Here is a 13,159-nt window from a genome sequence, read left to right on the forward strand (position 1 = left end):
GGAGGGGGAAAAAGGGGGAAAGTCCGGGCCCCTCAACGCCGCTCCCACAGTCATGTCCGATATCGAGTGGTCTGTGATGGAACAACCCACCCCCCAGCCGGCCTACGTGCTGCACAGCCGCGCCTACAAGGAAACCAGTGCGCTGGTGGACTTTCTTACCCCGCAAGGCAAGGTACGCGCCGTGCTGCGCCGGGCGCGGGGCAAGGGCGGTAGCCTGGTGCGGCCGTTCGTGCCGCTGGAGGTGGAGCTGCGCGGGCGCGGCGAGTTGAAGAACGTCGGCCGTCTGGATGCCGTCGGTATTGCCGCCTGGTTGCACGGCGACGCGCTGTTCAGCGGGTTGTACCTCAACGAACTGCTGATGCGCCTGCTGCCCGCCGAGGCGCCGCATCCGGCGCTGTTCGAGCACTACACCCTGACCTTGCAGGCCCTGGCCGCCGGGCGTGCGCTGGAGCCGCTGTTGCGCTCCTTCGAATGGCGTCTGCTGGATGAGCTGGGTTATGCCTTCACCCTGGACCATGACGTCAACGACAGCCCTGTGGTCGCCGAAGGCCTTTATCGCCTGCAGGTGGATGCGGGCCTTGAGCGGGTCGAACTGTTCCAGCCCGGTTTGTTCAAGGGCGGCGAACTGCTGGCCCTGGCCCAGGCCGACTGGGAGGCGCCTGGCGCCTTGCTTGCCGCCAAGCGCTTGATGCGCCAGGCACTGGCGGTCCACCTGGGGCCCAAGCCATTGGTCAGCCGGGAACTGTTTCGCAAGCGCTGAGCACGACGTATGCTGTGGCCCTCAACTTTCAGGAGTGCCCCTTCGTGACTCACAGCAACCGCATGCTTCTCGGCGTCAACATCGACCACGTGGCGACCCTGCGCCAGGCCCGGGGCACCCGCTATCCAGACCCGGTCAAGGCCGCCCTGGACGCCGAGGAAGCGGGTGCCGACGGCATCACCGTGCACCTGCGCGAAGACCGCCGGCACATTCAGGAGCGCGACGTGCTGCTGCTCAAGGACGTGCTGCAGACCCGCATGAACTTCGAGATGGGCGTCACCGAAGAGATGATGGCCTTCGCCGAGAAGATCCGCCCGGCGCATATCTGCCTGGTGCCGGAAACCCGCCAGGAACTGACCACCGAAGGCGGCCTCGATGTCGCCGGCCAAGAGGCGCGGATCAAGGCGGCTATCGAACGCCTGTCGCGCACCGGTGCCGAGGTGTCGCTGTTCATCGATGCCGACGAGCGGCAGATCCAGGCCTCGCGCCGTGTCGGCGCGCCGGCCATCGAGTTGCACACCGGCCGTTACGCTGATGCCGAGACACCGACCGAAGTGGCAGAGGAACTCAAGCGCATCGTCGATGGCGTGGCGTTTGGTGTTGGCCAGGGCCTGATCGTCAATGCCGGTCATGGCCTGCATTACCACAACGTCGAGGCGGTGGCCGCGATCAAGGGCATAAACGAGCTGAACATCGGCCATGCGCTGGTGGCCCATGCGCTGTTCGTCGGCTTCAAGGCCGCGGTGGCCGAGATGAAAGCGCTGATCGTCGCTGCTTCGCGCTGAGTCAATCGCGAGGTAAGCACCTCCCACAGGCTTTGCTGGAGCTCCTGTGGGAGCGAGCTTGCCCCGCGATAGCTTTACTCGGCCTTGAATACCAAGGTGAACCGCGTCGGCCCTTCGACCTGGCTCGTGACCTCGACCCGCCCCCCATGCAATTGCATGATCGACTTGACGATCGCCAACCCCAGCCCGGTTCCGCCCTCCAGCCGTGAACGCCCGGCTCCTGCCCGGTAAAAGCGTTCGAACAGGTGCGGCAGGTGCGTCTCGTCTATCCCCGTGCCCTGGTTCTGCACCCACACGGCAATCTCGTTGCCCAGCCGCTCGATACCTACGGCGACCGGCTTGCCCTCTGGTGCATGGCGAATCGCATTGCTCAACAGGTTCGACAGCGCCCGCTGGAACATCAACCGGTCCGCCAGGGCCGTGCCCCAGCCTTGCAGGTGCAGGGAGATACCCTTGAGCTCGGCACTGAAGGCGAACAGTTCACTCACCCGGGCCACTTCGTCCGCCAACGTCAGTGGCGCCAGGGCAACCTGGGTCTGCGGCTGGCTGACCTGGGCGAGGAACAGCATGTCGTTGATGATGCGGTTGAGGCGGGTCAGCTCCTCGACGCTGTCTTCGAGGGCTTCGCGGTACTTGTCGCCGTCACGCTCGCGGGCCAGGGTCACCTGGGCCTTGCCCATCAGGTTGCCGATGGGCGTGCGCAGCTCGTGGGCCAGGTCGTCGGAGAACTGCGATAGCTGGCGCACGCCTTGGTCGAGCCGGTCGAGCATGATGTTGATGGCGCGCGCGAGGTCGGCCAGCTCGCTGGGCAGGCCCTCATCGGGCAGCCGGTGAGTAAGGTCCTGGGCCGAAACCTGGCCGGCGATCCGGCGGAAGTGCCGCAACGGACGCAAGCCGCGCTGCACCAGTTTCCAGGCGGCGATGCCGATCAGCACCAGCAGCAGCGGCAGGGCCAGCAGGGTCGAGTGCAGGTAGGCTTGCAGCAGGCTGTTGTCATCGCTGCGGTTGAGTGACATCAACACTTTTACCGGGGTGTCGTCGCGCAGGCGCATCAAGCGGCTGGCGGTGAGGATCTGATTGTCGCCGTCGTCGCGCCAGGCATGGAAGGTCAGCCGGTCGTCCGCTTCGAGGTTCAGCAAGTGCTGGGACTGCATGGCCGGGCCAAGGCTGAGCAGCGCTGGATGGCGGCCATTGACGGCCAGCACGCTGAGGCTGAGGTTGTCATGGCCCATGACCAGGTCGAGCAGGGGGTGGGCCCGGGCGCTGAGGTCGTCGCTGCGCAGGTCCACCCGCAGGTTGTGCTCGACCTGCTGCATCTTGCGCGTCAGGTCCTTGCGTGCCCGGCTATCCAGTTCATGGTCGAGGGCGAATACCGCCAGGCACGCCAGCAGCAGCACCAGCGCCGCGCCCAGCAGGGTGACGCCCAGGCCCAGGCGCAACGACAGGCTGGGGCGCTTCACGCCCGCGCCTCGAGCACGTAGCCGACGCCGCGCAGGGTATGGATCAGCTTGTCGTCGAAGGGGTCGTCGATCTTCGCCCGCAGGCGGCGGATCGATACCTCCACCACGTTGGTGTCGCAGTCGAAGTTCATGTCCCACACCAGCGAGATGATCTGGGTACGTGACAGCACTTCGCCGCTCTGGCGCATCAACAGGTGCAGCAAGGCGAACTCCTTCGCCGTCAGATCGATACGCTGGCCGTTACGCCAGGCGCGGTGTCGGCCGGGGTCGAGCTCGAGGTCGGCGACCTTCAATGTGCTCGGCTGCAGGCGCTGGTCGTTGCGCCGGAGCAGGCTGCGGATACGCGCCAGCAGTTCGGGGAATTCGAACGGCTTTAGCAGGTAGTCGTCCGCGCCCAGGTCCAGCCCCTTGACCCGATCGGCGAGCCGGCCGTGGGCGGTGAGCATCATGATCCGCGTGGACGACTCGGCGCGCAGGCGCTGTAGTACGCCCCAGCCATCGAGCCCGGGCAGGTTGACGTCGAGGATCACCAGGTCGTAGGGCTGCTGGCGGGCCAGGTGCAGGCCGTCGGTGCCGGTGTAGGCGCAGTCGACCACATAGCCGTTTTCGCGCAGGCCTTGCTGCAGGTAGTCAGCGGTACGGGGTTCGTCCTCGATGATCAGTAGGCGCATGGTCGGGCTCTGTGTGGAAAGGGGGCGATTCTCGACCCTGTAGTGACATCAGGGTCAAGCGGCGAGGATGTTACTGGATGCGAATGGCGATAAGAGGAGGATTGCTGATTTGTAATCTGCAGGTCATATGGGCGACAGGCTTGTCGTCATCGCGGGGCAAGCCCACTGCCACGCGTTTCTGTGGGGATTTCAGGACTGTAATGTCCGCCTCACCTTGCTGTTAGCTGCGCCTTGCCATGATGGCCCTGTCGATACGGTTATCACGAGGCAAGCACGATGAACCTGACCAAGTACTTGCTGCTGGCGATCCTCGCCCTGGGCAGCACCAACGTTTTCGCCGAGGGTGGCGCGGAGCGTTCCAAGCAATTCTGGCAAGCCTTCCGCGAGGACCAGGCGCGTCTGCATGGCGACAAGCAGCAGGCCGTGGCCGAGCGTGAGCGCAAGGCCGAAGATAAGGCCCGCGAGCTGGCCAAGGATTGAGCACCACACGCCTGCGCCACGACAGCTCCTCGGCGCAGGTGAGCCTGGGCGCCCGAATGGGCGCCTTTTTTATTTACGCGCCAGCAATGTGGCGCGGCGTGGCGCCGGCAGGCCTTCAATGGTCTTGCCGTGGTCATTGGGGGCGAGGAAATCGCCAAGCGACTGGTAGCGCATCCACTCGGTGCTGCGTTGTTCCTCGACGCTGGTGACGCTGACATCGACGCAGCGCACATCGCTGAAGCCGGCGCGGCGCAGCCAGCGCTCCAGGGCTGGCACCGACGGCAGGAACCATACGTTGCGCATCTGCGCGTAGCGGTCCTCGGGCACCAGCACCTGGTTTTCGTCGCCCTCGATCACCAGGGTTTCCAGTACCAGCTCGCCACCCTTGACCAGGCAATCCTTGAGCGCCAGCAAATGCTCGATGGGCGAGCGGCGGTGGTAGAACACGCCCATGGAGAATACGGTGTCGAAACCTTCGAGGTTGGCCGGCAGTTCTTCGAGGGCGAACGGCAGGTGCCACGCCGGCAGGTCCGGCAGGTACTGCTGCACGGCCTGGAACTGGCAGAAGAACAACCAGTTGGGGTCGACGCCGATGACCATGTCGGCGCCGGCACCGAGCATGCGCCACTGGTAGTAGCCGTTACCGCAACCCACGTCGAGCACGCGTTTGCCCTTGAGATCCAGGTGCGGGCCGACCCGCGACCATTTCCAGTCCGAGCGCCATTCGGTATCGACATGCACGCCGAACAGGTCGAACGGGCCCTTGCGCCAGGGCGACAGGCCCATCAGCGCCTGGCGCATCTGCGCCCGGGTGGCGTCGTCGCAGGCGCAGTCCAGGCGCAGGCCGTCGACCAGGTCGATTTCGCTCGGGGTCAGCTGCGGCAGTGCGTCGAGGGCGCCGCGCCAGCGATCGAGGTCGCCGTGGCCCTTTTCCAGCTTGCTTTCGAGTTGTGCCTGCAGGCCTTGGGACCAGGTGGCAAGGGGCGTGCCGGCCAGGCGGCGGACGAGGGGGGACAGATCGATCATGGCAGGGCTATCAGCGAGGCGAAGTTGAGGCATTGGAACCAGGGCACGACCTTGGAGAAGCCGGCAGCGCGCAGGCGCGCTTCATGGGTTTCCAGGGTGTCGGGTTTCATCACGTTTTCGATGGCGCTGCGTTTCTGGGCGATTTCCAGTTCGCTGTAGCCATTGGCACGCTTGAAGTCCAGGTGCAGTTCGTTGAGCAGTTCCTGCTCCTGGGCGTCGGTGAAGCGCAGTTTCTCCGAGAGAATCAACGCGCCACCCGGCAAAAGTGCCTGGCGGATGCGGCCAAGCAGGTCCAGGCGCTGTTCGGGGGCGACGAACTGCAGGGTGAAGTTCATTGCCACGACCGAGGCCGGCTCGAAGGGCAGGGCCAGAATATCGGCCTCCAGTACCTGCGCCGGCAGCAACTCCTGGAACATCGAGTCCTGGGCTGTGAGGTACTGTCGGCAGCGCTCGACCATGGCCGCCGAGTTGTCCACCGCGATCACCCGGCAGCCGTCCGTGCGCACATGGCGACGCAGCGCCTGGGTCACCGCGCCCAGCGAGGCGCCGAGGTCGTACAGCGCGGAGTTGGGTTGGGCGAAGCGCGCGGCAAGCACGCCGAGGTTCTCGACGATGGTCGGGTAACCGGGCACCGAGCGCTTGATCATGTCCGGGAACACCTGCACCACGTCTTCGTTGAAGACGAAGTCGGGCACCTGCTCCAGGGGTTGGGCGAATAGGCGGTCGGGTTGTTTGCTCACGGTGGGTCCAGGCGGCTGGCAATCTACAGGGGCGGCATTCTAGCCAAACCACGGCAAGCTTGCATGACTGGCTGACCGGCGCCGTGCGCTCAGTTGACCCGGATGGCGCAATCGAAGGTCTGTACGGGACGTACTTCCGGGGCCCAGGGCTGCTGGTAGACCAGGATCAGGTGGCCCTCACCAGCGGCCTTGGCCTGGAAGCGCCAGCTGGAGAGGCCGCCGCTGCCGACGATGCCGGCTTGCTCCGGAGAGCTGTACACCTCAGGGCCGAGGCTGCGCAGGATCTCCGAAGCCGGGTTCTGCACCAGCCAGCGGTAGCCGGTGGTGGGGTTGCTGGGCAAGGTGAGGGTCAGGGTCTGGCCGACCTGCAGGCGCTTGGGGCATTCGCTTTCGCCGTCCAGTTCGACGGTGCGTTGCGGTTGCTGGGCGCAGGCGGTGAGCAGGGCCAGGGCGGCGGGGACGAGCAGGCGAGGGAGGGACATGTTGGCTCCTGAAGCTGGAATGGCCTGAGGATAACCGAAGCTGTCGGAAGTTTGTGTGGTCTGCGCGGGCTCTATCGCCGGCAAGCCGGCTCCCACAAGTAGGATACATGCCGCACTGTGTGGGAGCCGGCTTGCCGGCGATAGGGCCGCAACGTGGCCCCGTCCTCTTTAGAACAATACTTTCGCCACGTCGGCGAAGCGCTTGGCGAAATGTACGCTCAGCCCGTCCTTCAGATACTCGGGCAGTTCTTCGAAATCGCCACGGTTGGCCTCCGGCAGAATCAGTTCGAAGATCTTCTGTCGCCGCGCGGCGATCACTTTCTCGCGGACCCCGCCGATCGGCAGCACCTGGCCGGTCAGGGTCAGCTCGCCGGTCATGGCCACGCCTTTCTTCGGCGGCTGGTCGCGAGCCAGCGACAGCAAGGCACTGGCCATGGTCACGCCGGCGCTGGGGCCATCCTTGGGGGTTGCGCCCTCGGGCACGTGCAGGTGAATGAACGCCTCGTTGAAGTAGCCGGGCGTGCCACCGAACTGCTTGAGGTTCGAGCTGATGAAGCTGTATGCGATCTCCGCCGATTCCTTCATCACGTCACCCAACTGCCCGGTGAGCTTGAGACCGCGGTTGAGGCTGTGGATGTGGGTGGCCTCGATCGGCAGGGTGGCGCCGCCCATGCTGGTCCAGGCAAGGCCGGTGATAACGCCCTTGCCGGCCAGCACCTGCTCGCTGCGGAACACCGGCATGCCCAGGGCGGGCTCGAGGTCCTTGGCGGCAATCTTGAGCTTGGCGTCCGGGTCTTCCAGCAGTTTGACCACCGACTTGCGCACCAGCTTGCCCAGCTGTTTCTCCAGCTGGCGCACACCGGCTTCGCGGGCATAGCCCTCGATCACCGCGCGCAGCGCGGCGTCGTTGATGCTCAGGCTGGTCTTGGCCACGCCGGCCTTGTCCAGCTGCTTGGGCCATAGGTGGCGCTTGGCGATGGCCAGCTTCTCTTCGGTGATGTAGCCGGAAAGGCGGATCACTTCCATGCGGTCGAGCAAGGGGCCGGGGATCGAGTCCAGGGTGTTGGCGGTGCAGACGAACAGCACCTTGGACAGGTCCAGGCGCAGGTCCAGGTAGTGGTCGAGGAAGTCGACATTCTGTTCCGGGTCGAGGGTTTCCAGCAGCGCCGAGGCCGGGTCGCCCTGGTAGCTCTGGCCCATCTTGTCGATCTCGTCGAGCATGATCACCGGGTTCATCACCTCGACCTCCTTCAGCGCCTGCACCAGCTTGCCCGGCTGGGCGCCGATGTAGGTGCGGCGGTGGCCCTTGATCTCGGCCTCGTCACGCATGCCGCCGACGCTGAAACGGTAGAACGGCCGGCCCAGGGATTCGGCGATGGACTTGCCGATGCTGGTCTTGCCTACCCCGGGCGGACCCACCAGCAGGACGATGGAGCCGCTGATCTCACCCTTCCAGGCGCCGACGGCAAGGAACTCGAGAATGCGTTCCTTGATGTCGTCGAGCCCGGCGTGGTGGCGGTCGAGTACCTTGCGCGCGTGCTTGAGGTCGAGCTTGTCCTTGCCGTACACACCCCAGGGCAGCGCGGTGGCCCACTCCAGGTAGTTACGGGTGACGGCATACTCCGGCGAGCCGGTTTCGAGGATCGCCAGCTTGCCCATCTCCTCGTCGATGCGTTTTTTCGCTTGCTCAGGCAGGGTCTTGCCCGCCAGGCGCTGCTGGAACTGCTCCACATCGGCGCTGCGGTCGTCCTTGGTCAGGCCCAGCTCCTGCTGGATGACCTTGAGCTGTTCCTTGAGGAAGAATTCGCGTTGGTGCTCGCCGATCTGGCGGTTCACCTCGGCGGATATCTCGTTCTGCAGGCGGGCGACCTCGACCTCCTTGCGTAGCATCGGCAGGACCTTTTCCATGCGCTTGAGCATGGGCACGCAATCGAGCACTTCCTGCAGCTGGTTGCCGGTGGCCGAGGTGAGGGCGGCGGCGAAGTCGGTCAGTGGCGACGGATCGTTGGGGCTGAAGCGGTTGAGGTAGTTCTTCAGCTCTTCGCTGTACAGCGGGTTGAGCGGCAACAATTCCTTGATCGCGTTGATCAGGGCCATGCCGTAGGCCTTCACTTCGTCGGTGGGCTCCGTCGGCTGGCGTGGGTAGTCGACCTCCACCAGGTAGGGCGGGCGGTGGTGCTTGAGCCAGGTGCGGATGCGCACGCGGGTCAGGCCCTGGGCGACGAACTGCAGCTTGCCGCCTTCGCGGCTGGCGTGGTGGACCTTCACCAGGGTGCCGTACTCGGGCAGGGCCTTGGTGTCGAAGTGGCGGTGGTCTTCCGGCGGGGTGTCCATGAAGAACAGCGCCAGGGAGTGGTGCGGGGTCTTGGCGACCAGATCGAGGGTTTCGGCCCAGGGTTCTTCATTGACGATCACCGGCAGCACTTGCGCGGGGAAGAACGGGCGGTTGTGGATCGGGATCACGTAGACCTTGTCCGGCAGTTGCTGGCCGGGCAGGGCGAGATGGTGACCGGGGGCGGTCGCGGGATCGAGATGTTCGACTTCGCTGTGTTCGTCGGGGTGTTCCGGGAAATCCTGCTGGTCGCTCATGGGGCACCTGCGTGAATGGCTATGGTGCTTAGATGGGGCGGTGGTTGGCAGGTTTCAATGGTAGACGAAGGGGGGAGAACTGCGGAGGGAAACAATAGCGGGGCAAGCCCGCTCCCTCGATGGGAGCGGGCTTGCCCCGCGACAGGCGTGATGCTTACTCAGCCAATTTGTAAGCGATGATGTAGTCGCCCATTTTCGTGCCGAGCGAGCCATGGCCGCCTGCAGTCACCAGCACGTACTGCTTGCCATCCTTGCCGGTGTAGCTCATCGGCGTGGCCTGGCCGCCTGCCGGCAGGCGAGCCTTCCACAGCTCCTGGCCGTTCTTCACGTCGTAGGCGCGCAGGTACTGGTCCAGGGTGCCGCTGAGGAAGCCGACACCGCCGGCAGTGACGATCGAGCCCCCCATGCTTGGCACGCCCACCGGCATGCCGATCGGCACCGGGGTGCTGTCACGGGTGGTGCCGTTCTTGTGCTTCCACACCACTTTATTGGTGAACAGGTCGATGGCTGCCACGTAGCCCCAGGCCGGCGCCTGGCACGGAATACCCAGCGGCGACATGAACGGGTGCATGGTCACGGCGTACGGCGCACCGGTGTTCGGCTGCACACCGCTGGTCTCGCTCTCGCGCTTGCTGCCTTCGGCGACCTGCTCGCGTGGGACCATCTTCGACACGAAAGCCATGTAGTTCGGCGAGGTGAAGAGGATCTGGCGCACCGGGTCGACCGAGACGCTGCCCCAGTTGAACACGCCGACGTTGCCCGGGTACACCAGGCTGCCCTGCTCGGAGGGCGGGGTGTACTGGCCTTCGTAGCGCAGGCTGCGGAACTGGATGCGGCAGAGCATCTGGTCGAACGGCGTGGCGCCCCACATGGCCTGTTCGGTCAGGTCAGGGCCGAGCAGGTTGAGGTCGGAACGGGCCTGGGTCGGTGCTGTGTGGTCGCCCTTGACCGCGCCTTGTGGTACCGGGATCTCGCGGATCGGCACGATCGGCGTACCGTCGCGGCGGTCGAGCACGTACAGGCTGCCTTGCTTGGTCGGCACGATGACCGCCGGTTTGACGCCGTCGTCGGTCTTCAGGTGCACCAGGGTGGGCTGGCTGCCGACGTCCATGTCCCACAGGTCGTGGTGAGTGAACTGATAGTTCCAGCGCGCCTTGCCGGTGGCCAGGTCCAGGGCGACGATGCCGGCGCTGTACTTTTCGGCGCCGGGGGTGCGGTCGGCACCCCACTGGTCAGGGGTCTGGTTGCCCAGCGGCAGGTAGATCATGCCGAGGTCTTCGTCGACGCTGGCGATCGACCACATGTTGGCCGAGTTGCGGCTGTAGAACTTGCCGTCGGCCAGGGGCTTGGTGTCGTCCGGGTTGTTGCTGTCCCAGTTCCACACCAGATGGCCGTCGTGCACGTCGTAGGCGCGGATCACGCCGGACGGTTCGTTGGTCGATTCGTTGTCGGTCACGTGGCCGCCAATGATCACCAGGCTGCGGGTGATCGCGGCCGGCGAGGTGGAGTAGTAACCACCGGCGGTGAACGGGCCGATGCCACGGGTCAGATCGATCACGCCCTGGTTGGCGAAGCCTTCGCAGACCTTGCCGGTGTCGGCGTTGATGGCGATCAGGCGGGCGTCGGCGGTGGGCAGGTAGAGGCGGCGCGGGCAGGCCTGGGCCACGGCCTGGCCTGCGTCAGTGATCTTCGGCGCGGGGCTGCCATCGCGGCTGACGTAGCTGTTCTCGTCATAGTACGAGACGCCGCGGCAGGTCATGTGGGCGAAGCCCTTGAACGTGCCGGTGGGGCTCTTGACCTGCGGGTCGTAGCGCCAGATCTCGGCGCCGGTGTCCGGGTCCAGCGCCAGCAGGCGGCTGTGGGCGGTGCAGGCGTAGAGCATGCCGTTGACCTTCAACGGCGTGTTCTGGTTGGTCAGCTCCACCGGGTCGTTCTCGGTCGGCAGGTCGCCGGTGCGAATGCGCCAGGCTTCCTCCAGGCGGTAGGCGTTCTGCGGGGTGATCTGGCGCAGCGGCGAGTAGCGGTCGCCATGCTCGGTGCGGCCGTAAGCCTGCCATTCACCGTCGGGCATGGCCGGGGCGGCGCTGCCCATTTCGCTGTTGTCGCGGGTGAACTCGCCACGGATCTCGCCCGGGTGAGTGAACTGGCTGGCCAGGGCGGTGGCGCCGGAGGCGACCACGGCGACGCTGAGCAGGGCAGTGTTGACCTTCGATGCAGGGCCCACCAGTGGGCGGCGCGCCCACGGCAGCAGCAGGACCACCCCGATGGCGAACCAGATGGCCAGGCGAGGCACCAACTGCCACCAGTCAAGGCCCACTTCCAGCAGCGCCCAGGCGGTGCTGCCCAGCAGTACCAGGCCATACAGGCCCAGGGCAATGCGACGCTTGGCCAGCAGCAGGATGCCGGACAGGGCGAAGCCGATACCGGCAATCAGGTAGTAAAGCGAGCCGCCCAGCTGGCTCAGCTTGATGCCGCCGGCCAACAGGGCCAGGCCCATCATCAGCAGCAGCACGCCCATCAGGCGCGGTAGCCAGCGGGTTCCATTCTTGGCACCGTCAGTGCTCATCGTCTGTTCTCCGTAGTGTGAAAGGGTCGGGTTAGAAACTGCTCTGGATCTTCAGGCCGCCGATCAACGCGTCGTCGACCCGCGACACTCCGCCCGGATGGCGGATGTACTGCAGGTTCGGGCGTACGGTGAGCCAGTCGGCCAGGTGGATGCCGTAATAGAGTTCGGCGCTGTACTCGGTGTCCTGCACGGGCAGGAAGCCGGGGTTGTCGTAGTTGTCCAGGCTGTTTGCCTGGTTGATGAGGCGGGCGTTCTTGCGGTAGCCGGGGTTGACGTGCACGCGGGCCAGGGCGAAACCGATGTCGTCCTTGGCGCGGGCATCGAACGGCCCTTTGTAAACCACACCTGCCTGCACATAGTTGTCGATGGCATTGGTCTTCTTGTCGTGCACCGTGGCGTTGGCGAACAGGCTCAGGCCGCGCGACTGGTCGGAGGCCAGCGCGGTCACCTGCTGCTGGGCGCCGAGCCACAGACCGTGCTTGCTCGAGCTGCTGCGATAGGCGGCGCCGCTGATGGCGGCCGGCGTACCGTTGCTGTCCTTGAGTACATCCTGTGCCTTGGCATTACTGTAGTAGTAGCCGGCGCGATATTCCCCTTTCAGGCCATTGACCCGCGGGCTCCAGACCAGTTCGATCGGCATCACCGCGCCCTGGGTGCCGCTGCCGCTGAGCTTGAAGCCGTTGCCGCTCTCGAGGTTAGAGGGGTTCTGCTCGAACACGCCGACCTGGGCGTAGAGCGCCTCGTTCAGGTTGTAACGCACGCGCAGTGCCCACTGGCTGACCGGCCAGTTGTACCAGATGCCGCCGACCCAGTTGCCCACCTGCGAGCCGCAGAACGCCAGGTTCTGGAAATCGCAGGGGAAGCTGTTGAAGTCCTCGCCTTCGCCGAAGCGGCCGAATTTCACGTCCAGCGCGCCATCGAAGTATTTCTGCTTGATCCACATCTGCGTCAGTCGCCAGGTCTGGCCACGGCCCCAGACTTCCTGGGCCGAGGTGAAGCCGCCGACGCGCGGGTCATTGATGCGGTCGTTGCTGATGTTGTTGCCGTGGCGTTCGGTGACGGTCAGCTGCACCTCGGTGTCGTGCCAGCCGAGGATCTTCTGCAGGTCCATGTTCACGCCGAAGGTGAACTGGTCGCTGTAGCGTACGGCGCGGTCGTGGCTGTAGCCACCGTGCAGGTTGCTGCCCATCTCGCCGGTGTAGCCAAGGGTGAAGTCGTAGCCCCTCTCCAGCAGTTCGCTGCGGGTACCGCCCCAGTCGCCGAGCATCCACTTCGAGTCCTTGGCGAACATTTCGCTGGCACTGGTGGTAGGGGACAGGGCACCGAGCAGGGTGGCGAGGGCGAGGCCGGAGTAACGGGTATTGGGCAGCTGGAGCATGAGATAGCGCTATCTTTTGATTGTTGAGGAAACGGCAAGCGCAACGAGGCCTGAAAGCGTCGAAGGGAAATGGCTGCGATTGAGGAACGATGAAGCGATTCAGCTTGCGGCGGGGAGGATATAGGGGAAGTTGTAAGAAAAAAAGACAAAATGTCGCAGGGGATTGTTGCTGATGGCGTAACAGTCACCTGGCCCATCGCGGGGCAAGCCCGCCCCCAGGGT

11 protein-coding genes are annotated in these 13,159 nt (G+C 65.2%); 3 read left to right on the forward strand and 8 right to left on the reverse strand.

Features of this window, described 5'->3' with window-relative positions; genetic code table 11:
* Positions 1-76 precede the first annotated feature (76 nt).
* The gene (gene recO, locus ACQ4OD_RS05965) at positions 77-760 is read left to right on the forward strand and encodes a DNA repair protein RecO (protein ID WP_110697766.1); all 684 of its coding nucleotides are present in this window, start codon (positions 77-79) and stop codon (positions 758-760) included.
* Between the two features lie 62 nt (positions 761-822).
* Positions 823-1,545 carry a pyridoxine 5'-phosphate synthase gene (gene pdxJ / locus ACQ4OD_RS05970; protein WP_219730207.1) on the forward strand — a complete coding sequence of 241 codons (723 nt, stop codon included), beginning with the start codon at positions 823-825 and terminating at the stop codon, positions 1,543-1,545.
* Positions 1,546-1,619: 74 nt separating this feature from the next.
* On the opposite strand, the gene ACQ4OD_RS05975 is transcribed toward pdxJ, so the two are convergent.
* Positions 1,620-3,005, reverse strand: coding sequence for a heavy metal sensor histidine kinase (locus ACQ4OD_RS05975; RefSeq protein ID WP_139669533.1), 1,386 nt, complete (start codon positions 3,003-3,005; stop codon positions 1,620-1,622).
* Positions 3,002-3,676 carry a heavy metal response regulator transcription factor gene (locus tag ACQ4OD_RS05980; protein WP_102681616.1) on the reverse strand — a complete coding sequence of 225 codons (675 nt, stop codon included), beginning with the start codon at positions 3,674-3,676 and terminating at the stop codon, positions 3,002-3,004. Before ACQ4OD_RS05980 ends, ACQ4OD_RS05975 begins: the two co-directional genes overlap by 4 nt.
* Before the next feature lie 276 nt (positions 3,677-3,952).
* Here ACQ4OD_RS05980 and ACQ4OD_RS05985 point away from each other — a divergent pair, with 276 nt between their 5' ends.
* Positions 3,953-4,156 carry a hypothetical protein gene (locus ACQ4OD_RS05985; RefSeq protein ID WP_430944016.1) on the forward strand — a complete coding sequence of 68 codons (204 nt, stop codon included), beginning with the start codon at positions 3,953-3,955 and terminating at the stop codon, positions 4,154-4,156.
* A 69-nt stretch (positions 4,157-4,225) separates the two neighbouring features.
* Here the strand turns inward: ACQ4OD_RS05985 and cmoB are convergent, their stop codons facing one another.
* The 6 genes from cmoB to ACQ4OD_RS06015 all read right to left on the reverse strand — a co-directional run bounded on the left by cmoB (position 4,226) and on the right by ACQ4OD_RS06015 (position 12,937).
* The gene (gene cmoB, locus ACQ4OD_RS05990; RefSeq protein ID WP_102681618.1) at positions 4,226-5,182 is read right to left on the reverse strand and encodes a tRNA 5-methoxyuridine(34)/uridine 5-oxyacetic acid(34) synthase CmoB; all 957 of its coding nucleotides are present in this window, start codon (positions 5,180-5,182) and stop codon (positions 4,226-4,228) included.
* Positions 5,179-5,922, reverse strand: coding sequence for a carboxy-S-adenosyl-L-methionine synthase CmoA (gene cmoA, locus ACQ4OD_RS05995; protein ID WP_139669535.1), 744 nt, complete (start codon positions 5,920-5,922; stop codon positions 5,179-5,181). The genes cmoB and cmoA overlap by 4 nt, the downstream gene beginning before the upstream one ends.
* Positions 5,923-6,011: 89 nt before the next feature.
* The gene (locus ACQ4OD_RS06000) at positions 6,012-6,404 is read right to left on the reverse strand and encodes a protease inhibitor I42 family protein (RefSeq protein ID WP_046856831.1); all 393 of its coding nucleotides are present in this window, start codon (positions 6,402-6,404) and stop codon (positions 6,012-6,014) included.
* 168 nt (positions 6,405-6,572) lie between these two features.
* A complete protein-coding gene (gene lon, locus ACQ4OD_RS06005; protein WP_198754674.1) occupies positions 6,573-8,993 on the reverse strand; it encodes an endopeptidase La in 2,421 nt (806 codons plus the stop codon).
* 154 nt (positions 8,994-9,147) lie between these two features.
* The gene (locus ACQ4OD_RS06010; protein WP_198754673.1) at positions 9,148-11,559 is read right to left on the reverse strand and encodes a glucose/quinate/shikimate family membrane-bound PQQ-dependent dehydrogenase; all 2,412 of its coding nucleotides are present in this window, start codon (positions 11,557-11,559) and stop codon (positions 9,148-9,150) included.
* A 31-nt stretch (positions 11,560-11,590) separates the two neighbouring features.
* Positions 11,591-12,937, reverse strand: coding sequence for a carbohydrate porin (locus tag ACQ4OD_RS06015; RefSeq protein WP_198754672.1), 1,347 nt, complete (start codon positions 12,935-12,937; stop codon positions 11,591-11,593).
* Positions 12,938-13,159: the final 222 nt, after the last annotated feature.

Origin of the sequence: Pseudomonas sp. WC1 (assembly GCF_050586565.1) — a bacterium.
GTDB lineage: Bacteria > Pseudomonadota > Gammaproteobacteria > Pseudomonadales > Pseudomonadaceae > Aquipseudomonas.

Bases quoted from the DNA above. Each gene is read 5' to 3' on its own strand.
- recO (WP_110697766.1), top strand. From the start codon at position 77: ATGGAACAACCCACCCCCCAGCCGGCCTACGTGCTGCACAGCCGCGCC.
- pdxJ (WP_219730207.1), top strand. From the start codon at position 823: ATGCTTCTCGGCGTCAACATCGACCACGTGGCGACCCTGCGCCAGGCC.
- ACQ4OD_RS05980 (WP_102681616.1), bottom strand. From the start codon at position 3,676: ATGCGCCTACTGATCATCGAGGACGAACCCCGTACCGCTGACTACCTG.
- ACQ4OD_RS05985 (WP_430944016.1), top strand. From the start codon at position 3,953: ATGAACCTGACCAAGTACTTGCTGCTGGCGATCCTCGCCCTGGGCAGC.
- cmoB (WP_102681618.1), bottom strand. From the start codon at position 5,182: ATGATCGATCTGTCCCCCCTCGTCCGCCGCCTGGCCGGCACGCCCCTT.
- ACQ4OD_RS06000 (WP_046856831.1), bottom strand. From the start codon at position 6,404: ATGTCCCTCCCTCGCCTGCTCGTCCCCGCCGCCCTGGCCCTGCTCACC.
- lon (WP_198754674.1), bottom strand. From the start codon at position 8,993: ATGAGCGACCAGCAGGATTTCCCGGAACACCCCGACGAACACAGCGAA.
- ACQ4OD_RS06010 (WP_198754673.1), bottom strand. From the start codon at position 11,559: ATGAGCACTGACGGTGCCAAGAATGGAACCCGCTGGCTACCGCGCCTG.
- ACQ4OD_RS06015 (WP_198754672.1), bottom strand. From the start codon at position 12,937: ATGCTCCAGCTGCCCAATACCCGTTACTCCGGCCTCGCCCTCGCCACC.